We start from the raw sequence: 23,467 nt of genomic DNA on the forward strand, positions 1-23,467 counted from the left end.
GCCAGCGCAGCCGTGTCCGAATGCGAGCGGCACGAGCGGTGCCCGGAGCCGCGCGCGAGGGCTTCGATCGCTATAGGGTATAAGGGGGATTGAACACACCCGATCGAATAGGCGTTTGCACCCGATTGCAGGGGCGATCGCAGTGGCGATGACATAGGCGTTCGTACCGATCGAAGACCGATCGAAGGGGCGATCGAAGGTCATGACGCGGCCCTTTCAAGGTGCTTCGAACGCCTGCTCGGCGGGCCGCTCTCCACGATCCTGATCGTGCCAGCGGTCAGCAAGCGAGCCATGGCGGCGCGGAACGCCTCGGCTTTGATCCCACAGGCGTCGGGCTCGTCAGCCATCTCGGCGGGCGCGCTGCCACGGCCCATAGCGGGCCGAACGGTGCGCCCCTGGGCCGCGAAGCGGTCGAGCAGCCGCAGGAAGACGTCATCGACCTCACGGTCGGCCGCTGCACGATACGGAGAGGTCTCGCCGGCCATGGCGGTGGTGAAGGTCAGGCCGGACCAGCGCAGCGTCACCTTCTCGCCGCCGCGGACGCGGTTCGTCTTCTTGACCTCGAGCGTGCGCTGGTCCTGGTCCTCCTTGTCGGGGTCGGACAGATACATCATCGACCGCACCGAGTTGCGCCAGTCGACCGAGCCGGCGGTGCCGGAGCCGTCGGCCATGCCGCGCACGCTGGGATGATCGAGGAGCAGGATCCCGACGTCATGCTCGGCTGCGACCTTGCGGAGCATTCCGATGAAGGTTCGGACTTGCCGGCGCGCGATGGCCTCTCCATCGAACACGGCCGCGACGTTGTCGATAATGACCAGTCGCGGCTTGTGCTCCGCCACCCACTTCTGCAGTCCCAGCATCAGCGCGGTGGGCGTGATCTTGCCGGCACGATCTGCCGTACCGAGCCACGTTTCGTCGAGGTCGGGAAATAGCAGGTACAGCCGATCCAGCCCGTACGGGTTAATGCTGCGGTGCCTGCAGATGCGTTCAATGCGGTCGCGAAGATTGTCCACCTGCTCTTCACAGGACAGGAACAGCGCGGGGCCGCTCTCAGTGACGCAGCCGAGCCAATCCCCAAGGCCGGCCGCCACCGAGACGAGCAACTGCGTGGCAATCTCGGTCTTTCCGCTGCCGCCATTGCCCGACAGGATGGTGACGTCTCCGCAAGGAATGCGTGCATGGGCCACCCAGCGCTGCGGAACGATCTCTACGCCTTCCCACACCGCGGGCGTGATCGGCGCGAACGGTGAGACAACGACCGCCCCAGGCGCGCCGTGGTCCACTTCCCTTCGTGCATCATCGAACTGCTCGGGGATCTCCGTGTGCGGTGGAGGCTCCGGCCGCTCGGCACCGATCCCGATCGCCGCGAAGGCTTCTGCGACGACTTCATGCGGCCGCGACAGCATGCGTTTTTTCCTTCCAGAGCTTGTGCAGGTACGCAGCGTCACGGGGATGATTTTCGAGCCAGGCGCGCAGCCGGCCGGGTTCATTGCGGGCGACCCAGAAAAATGCGTCCGTGGTCGCCTGGGGCGTCCGGTAGGGCGGCTCCTTGACGGGCTCGGCAGGCGCCAGTGGCGGCGCCTCGCCGGTCCAGCGCCACCGGTCGCGCGGGTCGGCGAGCTCCCAATCCCGCACGAGGCGCGCGGCGTAATCCGACGGCAGCGCGGGCGCCGGCGTGAAGGCCTCCGCCATCGTGCGCTGGACTGCGTCCGGTCCGTACGCAGCGACGAAGCCCGCGGCCTCGGCCAGGTGCTGCGCACCATCAGCCGCGCATTGCAGCGTGATCCAGTCGCGCGCGACGAATTCGGCAAGGAAGCTACAGCACTCCGCGAATTCCTCGAGCTCGAGATGCTCGGCAATGTCGAGGACAATCTGACGATGAAGCGGCGCGTTCATGAGCCGCCCCCATCGTCCAGCAGCCCCAGCTCGCGCGCTCTATCCACAGCTTTCGCGAGCGCGCTGGCCAACTCCGGCAACTTGCGGACACCCATGGCAACGCCCTTCGGCGTCGGCCGATCGATGCCGTCGATCCCGGTGAGATAGATCCTCACGTTGATTAGCGGGTGGCCTTCGTACTCGCTCAGCGAAACACGGACGGATTCGCTGCGGCGTCGATTTTTCCAGAACTTCGCGATCTCGATCGGCTCGGCCAGTGGCGAAGTGTTGCGCGCCCCCTCAGCCACTAGCGGCCTCCCCATGCAAAAGGGGAGCGATCGTCAGCGCCATGGCGAACGTAACGGGGCACCGCCGCGCGAGACGTGCGGCTTGAATTTCGCGAAGGGCGGAAATATGGTCCGGCTGTGTGATCGCGCCCGCGAAAACAGCTTCCGGATTGCCCCGCCCGCCAGCGGGGCTTTCCCTTTTCGGCTGCATGCTAGGCGGCCTCGCCCCCGACCGGCGCCGCCCTGCCCGCCTCTTCGAGCATGCGATCCATCGCCTTGATCGGCACCCGAAGCAGCCGACCAACCCTGATCACTGGGATGTCGCCGCGCGCTGCCGCGCGGTAACTCGCCTGCATTCCGAGACCCAAGTACCGCTGCCCCGCCTCGGGGACCGTGATTGTGAGGGGCTGGTCGTTTGCCACGATTTATCTCCTTGAATGGTGGGGTTGCACCTATTCACGGAGACTGTGAGCTTGACTTACTTTTTGCAATCTGATTGTAGTTTATTGTAGCGCAAAATGGAGCATCAATGGCGAAGGCTAAAAAGGCATCGGCCAAGACGGCGAAGCGACCGAGAGGCCGGCCGCCGCAGGGCAACTTTTCGGACCTTTCCGGAAAACCGATATCCCTGCGGATACCAACCGATTTGCGCGCTGAGCTGGAAAAGGCCGCAGCCTTAAACGAGCGCAGCTTCAGTCAGGAGGTGTTGCAACGATTGTGGCTGACTGTCGAGGAGGACGCAGGGAGATATCGAGACACGTCGACCTACGCGCTGTTCGCAATGTTCGCAAAGTTCATCGACATGGCGGCAGCCAACGCCGTGAATCAACCGGAGCCTGATGCATGGAGCCGCGATCCTTTTGCGTTCAAAGCGGTGCGCCTCGCATTCGACGGTCTGCTGGAATTTCTGCAGCCGCCAGGTGAAATCGTGCGGCAGGAGTTGGATATTTTCGGTCCCGGCCCCGGTGGGCACAAAACAGGGTATCTCATCTTCAGCGAGACGCCTGAAGAGTTTGCAGAGTTTCTGCTGCAGGTTGTCCTGGTGCAGCAGCCGTCCGCGCAGAAGGAAGTTGCTGAGCGGGGCTATACCGATGAACCGATGGCAACGCCTGCGCGTGATCGCTTCAAAGATGAGATGGGGCAAGCTTGGAGGATGCTTCTCATGAACAGGGGAAAAAAATGAAGGGCCACGTTTGCGAAAAGGGTAAGGGCAACTGGTATGCGGTGGTTGACGTTCGCGACCCCATCACTGGCAAGCGGAAACGGAAATGGCATTCCCTGAAGGCCAAAGGTAAGCGCGAAGCGCAGGCTGAATGCGCCAAGATCGTCGCCGACATCGCCAGCGGCGCGTACATTGAGCCGAACAAGGTGACACTCGCCGATTTCCTCGATCGATGGCTCGAGCATTGCAAATCACAAGTTTCGCCGAAGACGCACGAGCGTTACTCCGGTCTGATCAATCAGAATATCAAGCAGCGCCTCGGAGCGACCGTTTTATCCAAACTGAAGCCGGATCGAATTGCGGCCGCATACAGCGATGCGCTGGCGGGCGGCCGAGGCGACAAAAAGGAAGGCGGCTTGGCGCCTCGCACGGTCGGCCACATGCACCGTGTCTTAAAACGGGCGCTTCATCAGGCCGTTCGGTGGGAGCTTATCCCCAGAAATCCAGTCGACGCCGTGGACCCTCCTAAGGTCGACTGGAAGCCGGTCCAGACTTACGACCTGACTCAGACCGCTGACGTCATCGAGGCGGTCCGCGGCAAGCCGATCTTTGTGCCGGCCATGCTGGCGGTGCTCTGCGGTCTCCGCCGCGGAGAGATCTGCGCGCTCCGCTGGCGGAACGTCGATCTGGTCGGCGGGCAGCTATCGGTGGTCGAGAGCTTGGAGCAGACAAAGGCTGGTCTGCGGTTCAAATCCCCAAAGAGCGGGAAAGGACGAACCGTGGCGTTGTCTCAAACGGCAATCGACGAGCTGCGCGCGCACCGCGCCAGGCGCGCGGAGGAGCTCCTGCGGCTCGGCGTTCGCCTATCCGAAGACGATCTGGTGATCGCCCACCCCGACGGGACGGTAATTCCGCCGATCTACGTGTCACAGCAATGGTCCCGGACCATTGCCAAGACGGAACTAGCACGGCTACGGTTCCACGACCTCCGACATGCTCACGCCACGCACATGCTAGCCAACGGCGTTCATCCGAAGGTCGCGAGCGAGCGACTGGGGCACAGCAAGATTGGGATCACCCTGGACCTCTATAGCCACGTCATTCCCGGCATGCAGGAGGACGCCGCCAGGACGGTCGATTCTGCGCTGCAGGCGGCCATTCGCAATAGGGCTGAGGCGAAGGGTAGAAGTCCGGTAGAAGCCCTGCCTAGGGGAACAGGTCATGAATAAAAACGAGGAAGAAAATCAAATGGTTGAATGGAGGCCACGACCAGAATTGAACTGGTGTACACGGTTTTGCAGACCGTTGCGTAACCACTCCGCCACGTGGCCCCGTAAGGGCGGACCAATATAGGGGATCAATGGCTTAGGCAACCCCACGGCCCGCGGGTAGCACAGCGAAATGTCCAGCCGAAATCAGGCGCGCTTGCCGCGCCGGAAGTCGCGCCGGCGGCCCTTGGGCGCGGGCTTGGGTGCCAGTTCCGGCATCTCGGCCTGGACCTCGCGGTAGCGAGCCAGCATCCGCTCGAAACTGGCATGAAGCGTCTCGGCGATATCAGGGCGCCGCTCGAGGGCGGCGAGGATCGTCGCGGCGGCTTCGATGGTCGCGAGGCCGTCGCGGCGCGGCTCCTTGCGCAAGCGCCCGTAGCGAGAGGGACGTGCCGGATTGAGGATCACGCGCTGGCATTTCAGCATCCAGGGATTGCGCCACCACAGCGCCTTGGCCTGGCTCCAGGTGCCGTCGAGCAGCACCACGCCTTCGAGCTTGCCGAGGATCGCGCGCTGGTTCTCCGCGACCTCGCCCTTGCGGTTGAGCGCGACGATCTCTCCTTCGGCCTCGAGATCAGCGGCGCGTGCCGAGCCGAGATAGAGCACCGCCCAGTGCGAAGCATTCTCGACCGGCCGTCCCAGCGCCTTGGACAGGCTCGGCCAGGACAGGCCAACCCGCACCGTTGCATCGGCAAAATGCCTGGCCAGCAGCCGCGCCGTGCCGAGCGCCCTGTCCTGCTCCTGCGGATGCTGGAGGATCAGGAGCGAGAGCCGGTTCTCGATCGGCGTGACGCTGTCGCAAATGCAGAGCGGCATCGGCTTCTGGCAATGCGGGCATTCGGGGATCGGCTCGGCCGGCGCGGCGGTAGTGTCAGGCGGATTGGACATGGCGCCGCTATACGCTCCGCGCGGCGCTGCAACAACCTATTCCGCCGGGGCCGCCAGCGGACGCGGCTCGGATCGCCGCCGCAGGCGGTCGATCAGGAGGTAGATCACGGGCGTCGTGTACAGCGTCAGGATCTGCGAGACGAACAGGCCGCCGATGATGGTGATGCCGAGTGGGCGGCGCAGCTCCGTGCCGGGGCCGGTCGCGATCACCAGCGGAATGCCGGCAAACAGCGCCGCCATGGTCGTCATCAGGATCGGGCGGAAGCGCGCCTGGCAGGCCTCGAAGATCGCCTCCGCCGAGGACAGGCCGCGCTGGCGCTCGGCATCGAGCGCGAAGTCCACCATCATGATGCCGTTCTTCTTGACGATGCCGATCAGGAGGATGATGCCGACGAAGGCGATCACCGTCAGCGGCGTGTTGGTGAGCTGCAAGGCCAGCAGCGCACCCAAGCCGGCCGATGGCAGTGTCGAGATGATCGTGAGCGGATGGGCGAGGCTCTCATAGAGCACCCCGAGCACGATATACATCGCAACCAGCGCGCCGAGGATCAGGAGCGGCTGGCGACCGCTGGTCCTGGCGAAATCGCCGGCATTGCCGTCGAAGCTGCCGCGAATGCCTTCGGGCATGTGCAACTCGTCGACCGCGCGCTGGATGTTCTGGGTCGCCGCCTGAAGCGGCACGTCCGGCATCAGGTTGAAGGACACCGTGGTCGATGGGAACGACTGCGAATGATAGACGGCGAGCGCAGCGAGCCCGCGCGTCGCGCGCACCACGGCCGACAGCGGCACCTGCGCATCTCCCGCGCCGGCGACGTAGATGCGATCGAGATTGGAGGGGTCGACCTGGAACTTCGGGTCGATCTCCAGCACGGTCATGTACTGGTTGCGCTGGGTGTAGATGATCGAGATCTGCCGCTGTGCGAAAGCGTTGTTCAGCGCGTTGTCGATGTCCTGGACCCTGACGCCGAGCGCGGACGCCTTCTGGCGGTCGATGGCGAGCGTCAGTTGCAGCCCGCCGGGATCGCGATCGCTGGAGATGTCGGTGATGCCCTCCACGCTCTCCAGGCGCTTGGCCACGATCGGCGCCCATTTCTGCAACAGGCCGAGATCGGTGCTGGTGAGCGTATATTGGTAGTCGGAATCGCTCTGACGCCCGCCGGCCCGCACGTCCTGGGCAGCGAACATGAAGAGGCGGATGCCGGGCACGGGATATAGCGCGCGCCTGAGCCGTTCGATCACGACCTCAGTCGACACGTGGCCACGTTCCTCCGGCGGCTTCAGGCTGATGAACATGGTGCCGCGGTTCGAGGTCGCCGGACCCGGGCCCCCGCTGCCGACCGTCGAGCCGATGCCGGCCACGGCGGGATCCTTCATCACGATCTCGGCGAGCCGCTGCTGCAGGCCGAGCATCGACTGGAACGAGGTGTCCGCCGAGGCGCGCGTCGCGCCGATGATGAAGCCGGAATCGTCCGTGGGGAAGTAGCCTTTGGGGACCTTGATGTAGAGCGTCACCGTGAGCGCGATGGTGGCGAAGAACACCAGCAGCGTCAGCAGCGGGAATTCCAGCACGGTGCGCAGGGTGCGGGCGTAGAACACGATGGTGCGCGACAGCGCGCCTTCGATGATGCGGTCGAACAGCGTTGCCGTGCCGGAGGTGGCCTGCCGGATGTAATGGGCGCAGATCATCGGCGTGACCGTCAGCGACACCAGCGTCGAGACCAGGATGGCGAAGGTCAGCGTCAGCGAAAATTCGCGCAGGAGCCGACCGACGACGCCGTCCATGAAGATCAGCGGCGTGAAGGCCGCGATCAGCGACAGGCTGATCGAGACCACAGTGAAGCCGATCTGCTTGGCGCCCTCCTGCGCCGCCCGGAACGGCCGCATGCCTTGCTCGAGGTTGCGGAACATGTTCTCGATCATGACGATGGCGTCGTCGACAACGAAGCCGACGGAGATGGCGAGCGCCATCAGCGACAGGTTGTCGATGGAGAAGCCCGCGACCCACATGCCGGCGCAAGTGCCGGCGAGTGCCAGCGGCACCGAGATGCCGGCCGCGATGGTCGGCGTCAGCCGCCGCAGGAACACGAACACGACGACCATCACCAGGACGGACGTTGCCAGCAGCGTCCATTGCATGTCCAGCACGCTGGCGCGGATCGTGCCGGTCCGATCGACCAGGGTGGAGATCTCGACACCGGCCGGGATCCACTGCTTCAGCTCGGGGATCAGCGCCTTAACCCGATCGACGGTGTCGATGACGTTGGCATCGCCCTGCTTGGTGATCTGGATCAGAACCGCCGGTTGCCTGTTGAACCAGGCTATCGAGCGGACGTTGCGGACAGAATCCTCGATGTCGGCGACATCCGACAGCCGCACGAAATTATTGCCCGAGCTCTTGATGACGATGTCGCGGAACTCCTTCGCCGTGCGCATCTGCTTGTTCAGCGACAGCGTCTCGCTCTGGCGCTCGCCTTCGAAGATGCCGACGGGGCCGAGCGCGTTGGCGGCGATGATCGCGGTTCGCACGTCGTCAGTGGCGATTCCAGCATTGGACAGCGCAACCGGGTTGAGCTGCACGCGCACGGCCGGCTGGTCGGCGCCGGAGATCGACACGTTGCCGACGCCCGGCACCTGCGAGATGCGTTGCGCCAACACGCTATCCGCGACGTCGTAGATCGCCGACGGAGAGATCGTCTTGGAGGTCAACGCCAGCACGAAGATGGGTGCACCGGCCGTGTTTGCCTTGCGGAAACGCGGCAGCGTCGGCAAGTCGCTCGGCAGGTCGACCATCGCGGCGTTGATGGCCGCCTGCACGTCGCGCGCGGCCTTGTCGATGTTGCGGCCGATGTCGAACTGAAGCTGGATGCTGGTCGTGCCGAGGCTCGAGGTCGAGGTGATCTGGTTGATGCCGGCGATCTCTCCCAACCGCCGCTCAAGTGGCGACGCCACCGTCGCCGCCATCACGGACGGATCGGCGCCGGGCCGGCTGGCGGAGACGAAGATGGCGGGAAAGTCGACGTTCGGGACCGAGGCGACCGGCAGGAACCGGTAGGCGACGACACCCAGCAGGAACAGCCCGATCGACAGCAGCGTGGTCGCGACCGGGCGGCGGATGAAGGGCTCCGAGATCGATGCCATCACTGCATCCCCTCGGTCGCGCCGGCGACCGGCGGGCCGCCGGATCCAGCCGGCGGCAGCGCCTGCTCGAGGCGACGGTTGATGCGATCGAGCGCCAGATAGATCACGGGCGTCGTGTAAAGTGTCAGGAGCTGGCTGAGCAGCAGGCCGCCGATGATGGAGATGCCGAGCGGAAAGCGCAGCTCGGCGCCGGTGCCGCTTTCGATCGCGAGCGGCAGCGCCCCGAACAGCGCCGCCAACGTCGTCATCATGATCGGACGGAAGCGCAACAGACAGGCCTGCACGATGGCTTCACTGGGCGACATGCCCCGCCCGCGCTCGGCCTCGAGCGCAAAGTCGATCATCATGATCGCGTTCTTCTTGACGATGCCCATCAAGAGGATGATGCCAATCAGGCCGATCACCGAGAGGTCCTGTCCGCACAGCATCAGCGCCAGGATGGCGCCGACGCCGGCCGAGGGCAGCGTCGACAGGATCGTGATCGGATGGATATAGCTCTCGTAGAGCACCCCTAACACGATGTAGATCGTGATGACGGCGGCGAGCAGCAGCCAGGGCTGGCCGGCGAGTGCCTTGGCGAATTCGGCGGCATCGCCGGCATAGACGCCGACGATGCTGCCTGGCATGCCGATGCGGGTCTCGATCACCTTCACGGCTTCGACGGCATCGCCGAGCGCCGCGCCCGGCGCCAGGTTGAAGCTGAGCGACACCGACGGGAATTGCGCCTGATGCGAGATCGCGAGCGGCGCCGTGGTCCGCTTCAGCGTCGCCACGGCCGACAGCGGCACCTGGGCATTGGGCGCGCCCGCGGTGGCGCTCGCGGCACCCGGCAGATAGAGCTTCGACAGGATCGAGGGATCGCGCTGATACATCGGCAGCGCCTCCAGCACCACCCGATACTGGTTGGCCTGACCGTAGATGGTCGAGATCTGCCGCTGCGCGAAGGCGTCGTTCAGCGTGTCGGTGATTGCTTGCAGGCTCACGCCGAGCTGGCCGGCGCGCGTGCGGTCGACATCGAGCTGCGCCCGCAGGCCGCCCTCCTGCGCCTCGGAGGAGACGTCCCGGAACAAGGGATCGCGCCGCATCTCCGCAACCAGCTTGCGCGCCCATTCCGAGACCAGCGTCGCATCGGTGCCGGTCAGCGTGTACTGGTATTGCGAGCGGCTCGACTGGGTCGAGATCTGCACGTCCTGCACCGGCTGGAAATAGACGGTCATGCCGGGGATGCCGGAGACCCGCTCCTTCAACCGGGTCACGACCACGCTGACATCGTCGCGGCGCTCGCCGCGCGGCCGCAAGCTCATGACGAGGCGGCCGACATTGGTGGTCGGGTTGACGGAGCCCGCACCGATCACCGAGACGACGCCGACCACATCAGGGTCGGCCCTGATGGCCTCGGCCGCCTCGGCCTGCCGCCTCTTCATTTCCGCAAACGACACGTCGGGCCCCGCCTCCGTCACCGCCGTGATCGAAGCGGTGTCCTGCAGCGGCAGGAAGCCCTTGGGCGCGACGACATAGAGCACCAGGGTCGCGATCAGCGTAACGAAGGTCACGACCAGCGTGGCGCGCTGGCGCTCCAGCACCCACAACAGCGACCTGTGATAGGCATCGACCGTGCGGTCGATAAAGCGGCTGATCGCGGCCAGTCCCGGCACGGCCAGCTCCTCGTGCGCGTGCTTGAGCAGCCGCGAGCACATCATCGGCGTCAGCGTCAGCGAGACCACCGCCGAGGTCACGACCGCAATCGTCAAGGTCAGCGCGAATTCGCGGAACATGCGTCCGACCAGGCCCGACATGAACAGGAGCGGGATGAAGACCGCAATCAGCGACACCGTCAGCGAGATCACGGTGAAGCCGATCTCGCTGGCGCCCTTGCGCGAGGCCTCCATCGCGCCGTCGCCATTTTCCATGTGGCGCACGATGTTCTCGATCATCACGATGGCATCGTCGACGACGAATCCGGTGCCGATCGTGAGCGCCATCAGCGACAGATTGTCGAGGCTGAAGCCGGCAAAATACATGATGCCGAAGCTCGTGATCAGCGACAGCGGCAGCGCGACGCCGGCGATCACGGTCGCGCGCAACGAACGCAGGAACAGCAGCACCACCAGCGTCACCAGCACGACGGCAAGGACCAGAGTGAATTGTACGTCGCGCACCGAGGCGCGGATGGTGACGGTGCGATCGGAGACGATGGTGAGATTCACGCCGGCCGGGATCGCGCGCTGCAGTTTCGGGATCTCGGCGCGGATCTGGCTGACGACGTCGATGACGTTGGCGCCGGGCTGGCGCTGGATGTCGAGGATGACCGCCGGCGTGCCCTGGTACCAGCCGCCAGTGCGGTCGTTCTCGAGGCCGTCGACGATCTGGGCGACATCGGCAATGGTCACGGGCGAGCCATTACGATAGGCGATGATGACGGGCTTGTAGGCTTCAGCCGCCGCGATCTGGTCGTTGGCGGCGATGATGTAGGATTGCTGCGCGCCGTCGAGCGAGCCTTTCGGCCCCGAGACATTGGCATTCGCGATCGCGGTGCGCAGATCTTCCATCGCGATGCCGTAGGCTGCAAGGCGCGCCAGATCGGCCTGGATGCGCACGGCCGGCTTCAGCCCGCCCAGCACGGACACGCGCCCGACGCCGGAGACCTGGCTCAAACGTTGCGCCAGAATGGTGTCGGCGATGTCGCTCATCACCCGCAGCGAGATCGTGTCCGAGCGCAGCGCCAGCGTCATCACCGGCGCATCCGCCGGGTTCACCTTGGCGTAGGTCGGCGGGTAAGGCAGCGTCCTCGGCAGCACGCCCGCGGCGGCATTGATCGCGGCCTGCACGTCCTGCGTCGCCCCGTCTATGTCGCGGTTGAGCTCGAACTGCAGCGAGATCTGGCTGACGCCGAACGAGCTCGTCGAGTTCATCGCCGAGAGCGACGGGATCTGCCCGAGCTGCCGCTCCAGCGGCGCGGTGATCAGCGAGGCGATCACGTCCGGACTCGCGCCCGGCAGCTGCGTCGTCACCTGCACGGTCGGGAAATCGACCTGCGGCAGCGCCGAGACCGGGAGTGCGAAATAGCCGAGCAGCCCGCCGATCAGAAGCGCGATGCCGAGCAGCGAGGTCGCGATCGGCCGGCGGATGAAGGGTTCGGAGACACCCATGGGTTATGCCTGCCGCTTCAAGCGGCTGTTGTCGGGATCATGGCTGCTTGGCTCCACTTTCCGATGCCCCCGGCCCCGGCCCCGGCGCCGGTCCCGTCTGCCCCTTCTGGTCGCCTTCACTGCTCTTGCGCTTGGCGCGCAACTCGCCGTCCTTGGCTTGGCCGTCCTTCTGCCCGTCCTTCTGGCCTTCGTTAGCACCATCCTTCTTCTGAGCGTCCGGTGCGCGCGAGCGCTTGCGCGGGGCAAGATCGGCCGACGGAGGCTGGTCATCGCGGCCGACGATCACCTTGGAGCCGTCGGACAGATTTGCGAAGCCCGTGGTGACCACCCTCTCGCTCGCCGACAGGCCGCTCGCGATCACGGCGTCATGCTCGTTCTGCTGGGTCACCGTCACGGGCTTGGCCGAGACGATGTTGTCCGCGCCGATGACGTAGCTGAAAGTGCCGATCGGGCCGCGCTGCACCGCCGAGGTCGGCACCACCAGCGCCTGCGTCAAGGTCTCGACCTTGAGGCGGACATTGACGAACTGGCCCGGCCAGAGCTGGTAATTGGCATTGGGGAATTCGGCCTTGAGCTTGAGCGTGCCGGTGGTCTGGTCGACCTGGTTGTCGATGCCGGTGAGCTTGCCGGTATCGATCACCGTGATGCCGTCATTGCCGAACACGTCGACCGCGAGCGGCCCCTTCGCCGCCGCCGCGTTGACGCGCATGATCTGCTGTTGCGGCAGGCTGAACCACACCGCGATCGGCTGCAATTGCGTGATCACCACGAGGCCCGTGGTGTCGGAGGCATGGATGATGTTGCCCTGATCGACCAGGCGCAGGCCAACGCGGCCCGAGATCGGCGCCACGATCTTGGTGTAGCTCAGCGTCGCCGCCGCGTTGTCGATCGCAGCCTGGTCGGCCTTGACGAGCGCCTCGGTCTGCGCGACCAGCGCACGCTGGGTGTCGGCCTGCTGCTTGGAGCCGGCGTTGGAGGCAGCGAGCTGCTCGTAGCGCGCGAGGTCGATGCGCTGGTTGGCGAGCTGGGCCTGATCCTGCGCCTTCTTGGCAACCGCCTGGTCGTACTGCGCCTGATAGATCGCCGGATCGATCTCGCCGAGCACGTCGCCCTTCTTGACGTCCTGGCCTTCCGTGAAGTTGACCGCGATCAGCTTGCCGTCGACCTGCGAGCGCACGGTTACGGTGTTGAGCGCGCGGATCGCGCCGACGCCGTCGAGATAAACCGGCACGTCCTGGATGCGCGGGCTCGCCGCCAGCACCGGCACCGGTAGATCGGGGCGCTGATTGCGGTTGTTTGCCTGCTGCTGCTGCATTGCAATCCAGCCGACGTAACCAAGGCCGCCAAGGATCGCGAGCGTGATCAGGGTCATGACGAAGCTGCGGCCGCGCGATCGCTTCGCTGTCCCCTCTCGCGCGCCTTGCTTGGTGTCCGGCTTAAAGAGCATTGACCGGTTTCTCCATTCGCGGCTCCCAGCCTCCGCCGAGCGCCTGGTACAGGCTGACGATGGCCAGAAGCCGTGCGAGTTGGGCCTGCCACAACGCGTCTTCCGCCTGGAACAAGGTCAGTTGGGTGTTGAGCACTGTGACGATGTCGGCGGTGCCGGCACGCAATTGCTGCTCGGAAAGATCGAAGGCGCGACGCGAGGCGGCGACGACGTTGCGCTGCAATTGCAGCCTGATCGTGGTCTGCTTGATCGAGAACAGGGCGTTGTCGACGTCGGCAAAGGCCTGGACAATGGTCTTGCGATAGGTTTGCAGCAGCTCGTCCTGCCGCGCCTTGGCCAACTCGAAATTGCCGAGGATCCTGCCGCCGTCGAAGATCGGCTGTGTCGCGCTGCCGACGAGCTGGAAGAAGGCCGCATGCGGCTGGAACAGCGAGACCAGCGCCGAGCTCTGGTAGCCGCCATTGCCGGTGAGCTGGATGGTCGGAAAGAACTGTGCGCGGGCATTGCCGATGTTGGCGGTGGCCGAGGCGAGCTGCGCCTCCTGTCGGCGGATGTCCGGCCGCTGCGTCAGGAGCTCCGACGGCAGGCCGGGCGTCACGCGCGGGATCGCGATCCGGTCCAGAGAGCCGCCGTGCACGCGCACGCTCTCCGGCGGCCGCGACACCAGCACGGCGAGCGCGTTGACGTTCTGGTCCAGCGTCTGGCGCAACGGCGGCACCAGCGCCTTCTGGTTCGCCAGCACGCTCTCCTGCTGGGCGACGTCGAGATCGGTGCCGGTGCCGGCCCTGCGGCGCTCCCTGACCGCATCGAGGATGCGCTGCGCGCTCGCGATGTTGCGCTGTGAGGTCCTGATGCGGTCCTGCGAGGCCAGCACCTGGAAATAGGCGTTGGCGACGGCGGCGAGCGTGGTCAGCGCGACCGTGTCGCGATCGAAACGGTTGGCGTTCGCCGTCTCCTCTGCCGATTGCAGCGCGTCGCGGTTCTGGCCCCAGAAATCGAGCTGATAGCTCGCGCTCAGCGAGGCCGAATAATTGACGACCTCGCGCCCGCCGATGGACAGCCCCGAAGCGCTCGAGCCGGATGTGCGTGAATAGGATTCCGATCCGGCTGTCGAGACACTCGGCAGCAGCGCCGCGCCGGCCTGTCGCGCCTGCGCGTCAGCCTGGACAATGCGCGCCACGGCTGCGGCAATGTCGAGATTGACGGTCTGCGCCTCCTCCATCAGTTGCGTCAGCTCCGCGGAGCGGAAGCCGCGCCACCAATCGAGCGACGGCGGCGCATCGCCCTTGCCGGCATATTTGTAGTGCGCGGGAACGTCGAGCGCGGGATCGGGAAGATCCTGGGTCAGCACGCAGGCCCCCGAGCCGGCGGCGAGGCACAGCACCGCAATCCATCGTGCCGCGCGCAGCGTTCCGAATGCAGAACCGAGGGACCGCCGCGAGGCGATCACTGGAACTTGCTGGGTCACATCCACCCCCCGCCGGGCAGATCAAGCCGCCGCAACGCTGCCGGATTAACCGATTCGCGGCGGGATGGTCGGGAGGCTTTGGACGACGCGCTCACAGTAATGATGCTTTCTGCGGAACTTGAGCTTCATACTAGCCGGGCGCGGAACGGCGGGACAGTGCCGCAATTGCGAGATGCCCGTGCCAACGAGGCGGGAGCGAACTGACAAGAATGCGAAAAGCGCCTGTCTCGCAGAGACTTTCTTCATTGCGAAACATTGGGAAACGTAAGCAAGCTTACCAAGATTTCATGTGATATCGCGGCCACACCCGTTGCTGCAGGGTTCGCTTCGCCTCTCCCGCTGCGGCGGCTGAGGTTCTTACCACCGAGGGACAACCGCATTTCTAGACAATCCCCCGCGAACAGGACACGCGCCCTGTCGCGACCCGTTTCGCCCGTGGCAAGAATTGGTCGCAACAACGTTGATCGGGAGCGCAATCGTTTCGTGCACGGGCCGGGGTTGGGCCATTTCCTACTGCAGGCATATCACTGTTTCCGCGGGCGTTTCGGTCGGGTTCGCCGCAGCGCAAAAGCCTTCCCCTTTGGCCTCCCAAGCACTAGGTTCGGGCCAAAGCCGATCAACCCCTTGGTAGTGATTTTCCCCGACATGACCATTCGCAACGACGTTGTCGAAGCCATCGGCAACACCCCCCTGATCAAGCTCAAGCAGGCTTCGGAATTGACCGGCTGCACCATCCTGGGCAAGGCCGAGTTCATGAATCCCGGTCAGTCGGTGAAGGACCGCGCCGGGAAATGGATGATCCTGGAGGCCGAGAAGCGCGGCGAGCTGAAGCCCGGCGGGCTGGTGGTGGAAGCGACCGCCGGCAATACCGGTATCGGTCTTGCCGTGGTTGCGAGCGCGCGCGGCTACCGCACCCTGATCGTGATCCCGGAGACGCAGAGCCAGGAGAAGAAGGATTTCCTGAAGCTTTGCGGTGCCGAGCTGATCGAGGTGCCGGCCCTTCCCTACGCCAACCCCAACAACTACCAGCATGTCGGCCGGCGGCTCGCCGACGAGCTGCGCAAGACCGAGCCCAATGGCGTGCTGTTCGCCGACCAATGGAACAACCTGGACAACGCCAAGGCACATTACGAATCCACGGGGCCTGAGATCTGGGAGCAGACCGGCGGCAAGGTCGACGGCTTCGTCTGCTCGGTCGGCAGCGGCGGCACGCTGGCCGGCGTCAGCCGCTATTTGAAGGAGAAGAACAAGAACATCCGCATCGCCTGCGCCGATCCGCATGGCGCCGGCATGTACGAATATTTCAGAACCGGCGATCCCAAGGCGACGCCGGGCGGCTCGATCACGGAGGGCATCGGCCTCAACCGCGCCACTGCGATCGTCGAAACTGCCAAGGTCGACGATGCCTATCTCATTCCCGACACCGACGCCGTCAGTGCGATCTACGAACTGCTCCAGCATGAAGGTCTGTGCCTCGGCGGCTCGACGGGCATCAATGTCGTCGGCGCGATGCGGCTTGCGAAGCAGCTCGGGCCCGGCAAGACGATCGTCACGGTGCTGTGCGATTCCGGCAGCCGCTATCTGTCGAAGCTGTTCAACGCCGACTTCATGCGCGCCAAGAACCTGCCGGTGCCGGAATGGCTGGAGAAGCGCAGCAACATCAAGCCGCCCTTCGTCTGATCGTCACGCGCATCCTCGGGCCGAAGGCGCAGATCCACAAAATCTGCGCGGTTCGGCCGGCTTAAGCGACCTCCCCGCTTTCCGAGGCCGCGGCACAATAGTCGCGCCAGAACTTGCGGTAGCCCTCCTCGACCCTGCGCGTGTAGGTTTCGACATTACCCGCGGCCGACGCCGCGATCCGGGCCGGCAATTCCGCGCGCAGCCTTGCCAGATGCGCGGGCTGGGCAGCGAATTTGCACGCGATGGCGGCGTAGCCCTCGTCGTCCTCGGCCACCCAGTCGTCGAGACCGACGGCGGCCACGATGGAGCCGCCGGCGCGCGAGGATGCGCCGTGGCCGAGCTTGGCGACGACCGGAACGCCCGCATAGAGGGATTCCCAGGTGCTGACGCCGCCGTTCTGCGGAAACGGATCGAGCGAAATATCGACCAGCGCGAAGGCTCGCAGATGATCGGCGCGCTCGGACGAGCCGAGGCAGGTGATCCTCTCCTCGGCAATCCCGTGGGCGACAAAGCGCGCGAGAAGGCCGTCGCGCACCAGGGGATCGTCGAGCAGCGTATGCTTGATGATGATCTTCGATCCGGCCACCTCCCGCATCACGTTCGACCACACGCGAATGGCCTCGTCCGAGATCTTGTTGACGCGGTTGAACACGCCGAAGGTGACGTAGCCGTTGCGGAGCATGGGAAGCTCCGAAGGCGGCACATCGAGGATGGGATCGATCGTGATCAGGCACGGCAGGTCATAGACCTTTTCGGCCAGCAGATGCCGCGCCGATTGCGGAATGAAGACCGGGTCCGCGAGCACGTAGTCCATCGTCCGAAGGCCGGTACCGGTCGCGTGCCCGAAGCCCGTGACCTGGATGGGAGCCGGCTTGCGGGCGAAGACCTGAAGCCTGTTGCCCGACGAGTGCCCGGACACGTCGATCAGGATATCGACCTTGTCGGCCTCGATACGATCGGCCAGTTCGTCGTCGAACATCTGCCAGGCATCGACCCAGCCGTCTGCCGCCGACTTGAATTCGGCTGTGATCGCATCTCGTGTCGGCGAGCACGAATAGCAGACGACCTCGAAGCTGGCATGATCGTGATGGCGCAGCACCGGCAGCAAGCCGAACGCCGCCGAATGATACCAGAATTCGGCGGAAACATAGCCGATCACGATCCGCCTGTCGGGATCGAGCTGCCGGGGGGCGAGCTTCCTCTGCGGCACGCGGGCACCGATCGCTTCGCCCCAGGACCGTCGCGTCGCCTGCTGGATCGCGAAATCGGCGTCGGGAAGAAAGTCCAGATAGTAGATCTTCCGCGCCATCAAGTCTGGATCCGGCGAGATCGCCAGCGCGGCGTCGAGATGTTCGATTGCGGACGCGATTTCTCCCTGATTTGCAAAACAGGAGCTCAGCAACGCCAATGCGATCGTGGAACGTGGATTCTGCTCGAGCAAGGTCGTGCAGGCCAGGATCGCCTGTGCGGTGTTTCCCAGGCTGAGCGAGACCTCCGCCTTGCCCCGCAAGGCCATCTCGAACCGGGGTGAAAGCGCAAGTGCCGCATCGAAGTCCGCGGCCGCCTGTTCCAGCCGCGACAGGGACGAATTGAGGCGTCCGCGCTGCGCCAGGATCTTCGCTGAATCGGGCTTGATCGCGAACGCCGCTGCGAGCGCAGCCTCCGCCTCATCGTAGCGCTTGAGCTCGATGCTGACCACGCCTTTGCCGATGAGCGATTCGACGTGGCGCGGCTGAAACAGCAGCGCGCGATCAAAGCTCTCCCTGGCGCGGTCGAACCGGAACAGCGCCAGTTCCGCCACGCCACGATTGCAAAACGCGTCGGCGTAGTCGGGCTTCAGCTTGATCGCGCGATCGTAGACCTCGATGGCCTGTTCGGGCAGGTTCATCTGGAGCAGGGTGTTGCCGAGACCGGCCAGGGCCGGCGTAAAATTCGGCTTCAGCGCAATCGCTTTCTCCTGACAGGCGCGGGCCGCTTCCAGTTTCTGAAGCACGAAGTAGAGCGCCGCGAGATTGCTCTGAGCCTCGTGCGAACGCGGATCGATCGCAATCGCGCGCTCGAGCAGCTGTTGCGCCTCGTCGAGGCGCCCGCCCTGCTGCACGCTGAGGCCGAGCACGTGCGTCGCGTCGAAATGATCCGGAACGGCTTGCAAGATCTGGCGGCAGAGCGCCTCGCTCTCCGCATATCTGCCTTGACCATAGGCGCTCGCCGCGGCGGAGATGACGGCGTCGGCCTGCTTCTTCAATTTCTTCTGCAATCGCGCATTCTGGAATGCGCGCGCGCCGACGCTGCTCTGCAAGGTGTCTCTCCGGAAGATGGCCCAAGGCCGAGTCTAACTGATTCGCGCACCGACCCGGCCGGGCTGCCGGACCAGAAATCCGTCCGGGATATCCCGGGGGTCGCCTGCAGGATGCGGCTCAGGAGCCGCCAGGTGCGTCCGCCCCGCTGACCGCAGCGTCGCCGTGCTCGGCGGCAGCGGCACAATAGTCGCGCCAGAACTTTCGGTAGCCCGCCTCGAGCTCACGCGTGTAGATCTCGACATTGCCGGCGGGCGAGGCTGCGATCTGGGCCGGTAAGCCCGCGCGCAACTTTGCCAGATATTCGGGCTGCGAGGCGAACTTGCGGGCGATCTCGACATAACCGTCATCATCCTCCGCGACCCAGTCGCCGAGGCCGACGGCCGCCACGATGGAGGCGCCAGCACGCGAGGAGGCTCCAATGCCGAGCTTGGCCACGACCGGAACGCCCTTGTAGAGGGATTCCCAGGTGCTGATGCCGCCGTTCTGCGGGAACGTGTCGAGGGAAATATCGATCTTGTCGAAGGCCATCAGATGGTCGTCACGCGAGGTGGTGCCGAGGCAAGTGATGTCCTCCTCCGCAATACCCTGTGCGATGAAGCGTGCGACCAGGCTATCGCGCAGCAGGGCATCGTCGAGCAAACCATGCTTGAGGATGATCTTCGATCCCGGCACTTCCCGCATGATGCGCGACCACACGCGGATCGCATCATCCGAGATCTTGTAGATGCGGTTGAACACACCAAAGGTGACGTAGCCGTTGCGGAGCATCGGCAGCTCGGAGGGCTTTAGATTGGTGACCGGCTCCATCGTGATCAGGCACGGCAGATCGTGGATCTTCTCGGGAAACAGATGCCGGGCCGATGGCGGAATGAAAATGGGATCGGCGAGCACGTAATCCATGGTCGGCATGCCCGTGCCCGTCGCGTGTCCGAAGCCGGTGGCCTGGATCGGAGCCGGCTTCCGCGCGAAGCATTGCAGCCTGTTGCCGGTCGTGTGGCCGGAAACGTCGATCAGAATGTCGACATTGTCGGCCTGAATACGATCGGCGAGCTCGTCGTCCGACATCTGCCAAGCGTCGACCCAGACGTCCGCCAGCGCCTTGAACTTGGCGGTGTACTCGTCCGCCCCCGGCCAGGCGTAATAGCAGACGATCTTGAACTTGGCGTGATCATGATGGCGCAACACGGGCAGCAAGGTGAGTCCCGCCGAGTGTTGTCGGAATTCGGCCGCGACATATCCGACCACAATCTGCTTGTCCGGATCCAGCGGCCGCTTCGGCAGCGTCCTTTGCGGAATCCTCGAGCCGATTGCATCCCACCAGGACTTTCGCACCGCCTGCTGGACCGCGAAATCCGCCTCCGCAAGGTAGTCCAGCAAGAAGATCTTGCCTCTGATCGCGTCTCCATAGTCCGGTCGGAGCGCCAGCGCGCGATCGAGATATTCAATCGCGGATTCCATGTCTCCCTGGTTCGAATAAGCGAAGCCCAGAAGCGCCAACCCCATCTCCGAGCGAGGATTTCGCTCGATCAAGGTCGTTGCGGCCGCCATCGCCTGCGCGGTCCTTCCCATGACGAGGCAGACCTGCGCCTTGCCCCGAAGGGCCAGCTCGAGCTTGGGCGAAACCGCAAGCGCCGCATCGAAATCCGCCAGCGCCTCCTGCAGGTGCTGCAGCTCGTAACTGAGCCGTCCGCGCTGGGCCAGAATTCGTGGCGCGCCTGGCTTGATTGCGAGGGCCTGAGCGAACTTGGCTGCGGCCTCCTCGTGGTGCCGCAGCTCCATGCTGACCATGCCGCTGCCGACGATGGCCTCGGCGTGACGCGGCTGAAACAGGAGGGCGCGATCGAAGCTCTCCTTGGCACGCATGATCTGCCCAAGCACGATCTCGACCATGCCGCGATTGCAGAGCGCATCGGCATAATCCGGTTTAATCTTGATGGCGCGCTCTTGCATCTCGAGCGCCTGTTCGTACAGCCCCATATGCATCAGCGTGTTGCCGAGATTGGTCAATGCGACGGCGAAATTCGGCTTGAGCGCGATCGCCCTCTCCTGGCAGCGCCGCGCCTCTTCGTAATTGCCGAGGTCGAAATGCACGGTCGCGAGGTTGTTGTGGGCATCGTGCAGGCGCGGATCGAGCGCGATCACGCGCTCGAGCAGCTCCCTCGCCTCTTCCAGGCGCCGGCCGTCATGGGCGCACATGCCGAGCAGGTGCATGGCATCGACATGATCGGGAAGGGCTTTCAGGATCTCGCGGCATAGCGCCTCGGTCTCGGCATATCGGCCCTGGCCATAGGCGTTCGCCGCAGCGGCAAGGACGGCGTCGGCCTGCTTCATCAACTTCTTCTGCAATCGCGCATTCTGGAACGCGCGCGCGCCGCCGCCGCTCTTCTGCAAGGTGTATCTCCGGAGGATGCCCTCAGCAGAGTCTAACTGATTCGCGAGCCTGGCCCGCCGGTCACCGAGTCCTATCGCCTCCGGGATTTCCCGGGGCCCAGCGCAATCGTCCTACGCCACCTCCGAGGCGGCGGCGCAATAATCGCGCCAGAACCGGCGATAGGCCGCTTCGACCTCGCGCGTGTAAAATTCGACGTCGCCGGCCGGCGAGGCTGCGATCCGAGCCGGCAGATCCGCCCGCAGCTTTGCCAGCTGGGCCGGCTGCGCCGCGTAGTTGCACGCGATCGCGGCATAGCCCGCGTCATCCTCGGCGACCCAGTCCTCCAAGCCGACGGCGGCAACGATGGAGCCGCCGGCGCGCGACGAAGCGCCGCTGCCGAGCTTGGCGACCACGGGAACGCCGGCGTAGAGGGACTCCCAGGTGCTGATGCCGCCGTTCTGCGGGAAGGTGTCGAGGGAAATGTCGACCATCGCGAAGGCCCGCAGATGCTCGGGACGCGAGGTCGAGCCCATGCAGACCACGTTCTCTTCGGCGATCCCCCGTGCCGCGAACCGCGCGACCAGGCGATCGCGCAGCAATGTATCATCAAGCAGCCCGTTCTTGACGATGATCTTCGATCCCCTCACCGCATGCATCACGTTCGACCACACCCGGATGGCCTCGTCCGAAATCTTGAAGATGCGGTTGAACACCCCGAAAGTGACGTAGCCGTTGCGGAGCATGGGTGGCTCTGAAGGCGGAATGTCCAGGATCGGATCGATCGTGATCAGGCACGGCAGGTCGTGGACCTTCTCGGCCAGGAGATGGCGCGCCGATTGCGGGATGAAGATCGGGTCCGCGAGCACGTAGTCCATGGTTTGAAGGCCCGTCCCCGTGGCATGCCCGAAGCCCGTCACCTGGATCGGCGCCGGCTTGCGGGCAAAGACATGAAGCCTGCTGCCGGTCGTGTGCCCGGAGACATCGATCAGAATATCGATCCCGTCGGCCTGGATGCGGTCGGCCAGCTCGTCATCGGACAATTGTGCGGCATCGACGAAGACATCCGCGAGAGGCCTGAAGCTCTCCGTCATCTCGTCCTGCATCGGCCAGCAGGAATAGCAGACGAGCTTGAACTGGGCGTGATCATGATGGCGCAGCACCGGCAACAGAGAGTATGCCGCCGAGTGGTTCCTGAATTCGGATGCGACGTATCCGATCACGATCCGCCGGTCAGGATCGAGTGGCCGCGGCGCCAGCGTCCTTTGCTGCAGCTTCGCGCCGATCGCGTCCCACCAGTATTTCCGCGCGGCCTGCTGGGCGGCGAAATCGGCCTCCGGCAGGTAGTCCAGCACGAAGATCTTGTATCCGATCGCCTCCGGAAAATCCGGCGCGATCTCGAGCGCGGCGTCGAGGTGCGCGAGCGCGGTCAGGATGTCTCCCTGGTTCACATGGCACGCCGCCAAAAGCGCCAACCCCATCTCGGATTGCGGATTGACCTCGAGCAGCGTCTTGACGCCTGCCATCGCCCGCGCCGTGTTTCCCGCGAGAATGTCGATCTGCGCCCGCCAGCACAGCGCGAGCTCGAGCCGTGGCGATTGCGCCAGCGCCGCGTCGAGGTCCGCGGCCGCCTGCTCCAGCCGGGCTAAACTCAAATTAAGCCGTCCACGCTGCAGCAGAATCCGTGGCGAACCCGGCTTGATCGCGAGCGCGGCCTCGAAGGCGGCGCCCGCCTCCGCGAAGTGCCGGAGCTCGAGGCTGACCATCCCCCTGCCCGCGATCGCCTCGGCGTGAGATGGCTGAAACGACAGGGCGCGCTCGAAGCTCGCCTTGGCGCGTTCGAACTGGCCCGTCATCAATTCCGCCATGCCGCGGTTGCAAAACGCATCGGCATAATCCGGCTTCAGCCTGATCGCCCGTTCGTGCAGCCCGATCGCCTCGTTGCCGAGCCCGATGTGCAGCAGCGTATTGCCGAGATTGGTCAGGGTGATCGGACAACTCGGCTTGAGCGCGATGGCCTTCTCCTGGCAGGCGCGGGCGCTAGCGAATTTCTCCAGCGCGAAATAGACCGCCCCGAGATTGCCGTGCGCATCGGGCGAACGCGGATCGAGCGCAATCGCACGCTCGAGCAGGAATTCCGCCTCATCGAGCCGCCCGCCGTCGAACGCGCGCAGGCCGAGCAGATGCGTGGCATGAAAATGATCCGGCACCTCCTTCAAGATCTCGCGGCAGAGCATCTCGGCCTCATCGGGCCTGCCCTGCCCGAGTGCCTCGATCGCGAAGGCCATGACGGCGTCCGCCTGCTTCTTCAGCTTCTTTTCCAGTCGCGCATTCTGGTATGCGCGCACGCCGGCACTGCTCTGCAAGGTCTCTCTCCGGAGGATGGTCCGAAAAGAAGCAAGCCGATTCGGATGGTGCCAGGCTTGCGGTCAGACCG

15 protein-coding genes and 1 tRNA gene are annotated in these 23,467 nt (G+C 64.9%); 3 read left to right on the forward strand and 13 right to left on the reverse strand.

What is annotated here, in order from left to right; genetic code table 11:
- Positions 1-200: 200 nt before the first annotated feature.
- The 4 genes from I6F36_RS06500 to I6F36_RS06515 all read right to left on the reverse strand — a co-directional run bounded on the left by I6F36_RS06500 (position 201) and on the right by I6F36_RS06515 (position 2,518).
- Positions 201-1,406 (reverse strand): AAA family ATPase, encoded by a 1,206-nt coding sequence (locus I6F36_RS06500; RefSeq protein WP_225171160.1) that lies wholly within the window; start codon positions 1,404-1,406, stop codon positions 201-203.
- Positions 1,387-1,896 carry a hypothetical protein gene (locus I6F36_RS06505; RefSeq protein ID WP_225171161.1) on the reverse strand — a complete coding sequence of 170 codons (510 nt, stop codon included), beginning with the start codon at positions 1,894-1,896 and terminating at the stop codon, positions 1,387-1,389. Before I6F36_RS06505 ends, I6F36_RS06500 begins: the two co-directional genes overlap by 20 nt.
- A complete protein-coding gene (locus I6F36_RS06510) occupies positions 1,893-2,183 on the reverse strand; it encodes a transcriptional coactivator p15/PC4 family protein (protein WP_225171162.1) in 291 nt (96 codons plus the stop codon). Before I6F36_RS06510 ends, I6F36_RS06505 begins: the two co-directional genes overlap by 4 nt.
- Positions 2,184-2,374: 191 nt before the next feature.
- Entirely contained in the window at positions 2,375-2,518 is a 144-nt protein-coding gene (locus I6F36_RS06515; RefSeq protein WP_225171163.1) for a hypothetical protein, read from the reverse strand.
- A gap of 173 nt (positions 2,519-2,691) precedes the next feature.
- Here I6F36_RS06515 and I6F36_RS06520 point away from each other — a divergent pair, with 173 nt between their 5' ends.
- Together I6F36_RS06520 and I6F36_RS06525 are read left to right on the forward strand one after the other, a co-directional pair.
- On the forward strand, positions 2,692-3,345 hold the full coding sequence (locus I6F36_RS06520) for a hypothetical protein (RefSeq protein ID WP_225171164.1): 654 nt from the start codon (positions 2,692-2,694) through the stop codon (positions 3,343-3,345).
- Positions 3,342-4,553: a tyrosine-type recombinase/integrase gene (locus tag I6F36_RS06525; RefSeq protein ID WP_225171165.1), complete on the forward strand. Its 1,212-nt coding sequence runs from the start codon at positions 3,342-3,344 to the stop codon at positions 4,551-4,553. The genes I6F36_RS06520 and I6F36_RS06525 overlap by 4 nt, the downstream gene beginning before the upstream one ends.
- A gap of 28 nt (positions 4,554-4,581) precedes the next feature.
- On the opposite strand, the gene I6F36_RS06530 is transcribed toward I6F36_RS06525, so the two are convergent.
- From I6F36_RS06530 to I6F36_RS06555, 6 genes are all read right to left on the reverse strand, one after another.
- A tRNA-Cys gene (locus tag I6F36_RS06530) sits at positions 4,582-4,655 on the reverse strand.
- A gap of 84 nt (positions 4,656-4,739) precedes the next feature.
- On the reverse strand, positions 4,740-5,480 hold the full coding sequence (locus I6F36_RS06535) for a tRNA-uridine aminocarboxypropyltransferase (RefSeq protein WP_225171166.1): 741 nt from the start codon (positions 5,478-5,480) through the stop codon (positions 4,740-4,742).
- Positions 5,481-5,516: 36 nt separating this feature from the next.
- Complete coding sequence (locus tag I6F36_RS06540) at positions 5,517-8,618, reverse strand: efflux RND transporter permease subunit (RefSeq protein WP_225171167.1); 3,102 nt, start codon at positions 8,616-8,618, stop codon at positions 5,517-5,519.
- Positions 8,618-11,767 carry an efflux RND transporter permease subunit gene (locus tag I6F36_RS06545; RefSeq protein WP_225171168.1) on the reverse strand — a complete coding sequence of 1,050 codons (3,150 nt, stop codon included), beginning with the start codon at positions 11,765-11,767 and terminating at the stop codon, positions 8,618-8,620. Before I6F36_RS06545 ends, I6F36_RS06540 begins: the two co-directional genes overlap by 1 nt.
- A gap of 37 nt (positions 11,768-11,804) precedes the next feature.
- Entirely contained in the window at positions 11,805-13,214 is a 1,410-nt protein-coding gene (locus I6F36_RS06550; RefSeq protein ID WP_225171169.1) for an efflux RND transporter periplasmic adaptor subunit, read from the reverse strand.
- On the reverse strand, positions 13,204-14,688 hold the full coding sequence (locus tag I6F36_RS06555; RefSeq protein WP_225171170.1) for an efflux transporter outer membrane subunit: 1,485 nt from the start codon (positions 14,686-14,688) through the stop codon (positions 13,204-13,206). Before I6F36_RS06555 ends, I6F36_RS06550 begins: the two co-directional genes overlap by 11 nt.
- Positions 14,689-15,327: 639 nt before the next feature.
- On the opposite strand from I6F36_RS06555, the gene I6F36_RS06560 reads away from it, so the two are divergent.
- On the forward strand, positions 15,328-16,362 hold the full coding sequence (locus tag I6F36_RS06560; protein ID WP_035999544.1) for a cysteine synthase A: 1,035 nt from the start codon (positions 15,328-15,330) through the stop codon (positions 16,360-16,362).
- Positions 16,363-16,423: 61 nt separating this feature from the next.
- On the opposite strand, the gene I6F36_RS06565 is transcribed toward I6F36_RS06560, so the two are convergent.
- The 3 genes from I6F36_RS06565 to I6F36_RS06575 form a co-directional block, all read right to left on the reverse strand.
- Positions 16,424-18,661, reverse strand: coding sequence for a tetratricopeptide repeat protein (locus I6F36_RS06565; RefSeq protein ID WP_225171171.1), 2,238 nt, complete (start codon positions 18,659-18,661; stop codon positions 16,424-16,426).
- Between the two features lie 118 nt (positions 18,662-18,779).
- A complete protein-coding gene (locus tag I6F36_RS06570; RefSeq protein ID WP_225171172.1) occupies positions 18,780-21,053 on the reverse strand; it encodes a tetratricopeptide repeat protein in 2,274 nt (757 codons plus the stop codon).
- Between the two features lie 111 nt (positions 21,054-21,164).
- Positions 21,165-23,396: a tetratricopeptide repeat protein gene (locus tag I6F36_RS06575; protein ID WP_225171173.1), complete on the reverse strand. Its 2,232-nt coding sequence runs from the start codon at positions 23,394-23,396 to the stop codon at positions 21,165-21,167.
- Positions 23,397-23,467: the final 71 nt, after the last annotated feature.

The sequence above is a fragment of the Bradyrhizobium sp. BRP19 genome, from assembly GCF_020194195.1.
Classification (GTDB): domain Bacteria; phylum Pseudomonadota; class Alphaproteobacteria; order Rhizobiales; family Xanthobacteraceae; genus Bradyrhizobium; species Bradyrhizobium yuanmingense.

Excerpts from the sequence above, each read along its gene's own strand:
- I6F36_RS06540 (WP_225171167.1), bottom strand. The coding sequence starts at position 8,618 with ATGGCATCGATCTCGGAGCCCTTCATCCGCCGCCCGGTCGCGACCACG.
- I6F36_RS06525 (WP_225171165.1), top strand. The coding sequence starts at position 3,342 with ATGAAGGGCCACGTTTGCGAAAAGGGTAAGGGCAACTGGTATGCGGTG.
- I6F36_RS06545 (WP_225171168.1), bottom strand. The coding sequence starts at position 11,767 with ATGGGTGTCTCCGAACCCTTCATCCGCCGGCCGATCGCGACCTCGCTG.
- I6F36_RS06505 (WP_225171161.1), bottom strand. The coding sequence starts at position 1,896 with ATGAACGCGCCGCTTCATCGTCAGATTGTCCTCGACATTGCCGAGCAT.
- I6F36_RS06515 (WP_225171163.1), bottom strand. The coding sequence starts at position 2,518 with ATGCAGGCGAGTTACCGCGCGGCAGCGCGCGGCGACATCCCAGTGATC.
- I6F36_RS06560 (WP_035999544.1), top strand. The coding sequence starts at position 15,328 with ATGACCATTCGCAACGACGTTGTCGAAGCCATCGGCAACACCCCCCTG.
- I6F36_RS06535 (WP_225171166.1), bottom strand. The coding sequence starts at position 5,480 with ATGTCCAATCCGCCTGACACTACCGCCGCGCCGGCCGAGCCGATCCCC.
- I6F36_RS06520 (WP_225171164.1), top strand. The coding sequence starts at position 2,692 with ATGGCGAAGGCTAAAAAGGCATCGGCCAAGACGGCGAAGCGACCGAGA.
- I6F36_RS06500 (WP_225171160.1), bottom strand. The coding sequence starts at position 1,406 with ATGCTGTCGCGGCCGCATGAAGTCGTCGCAGAAGCCTTCGCGGCGATC.
- I6F36_RS06550 (WP_225171169.1), bottom strand. The coding sequence starts at position 13,214 with ATGCTCTTTAAGCCGGACACCAAGCAAGGCGCGCGAGAGGGGACAGCG.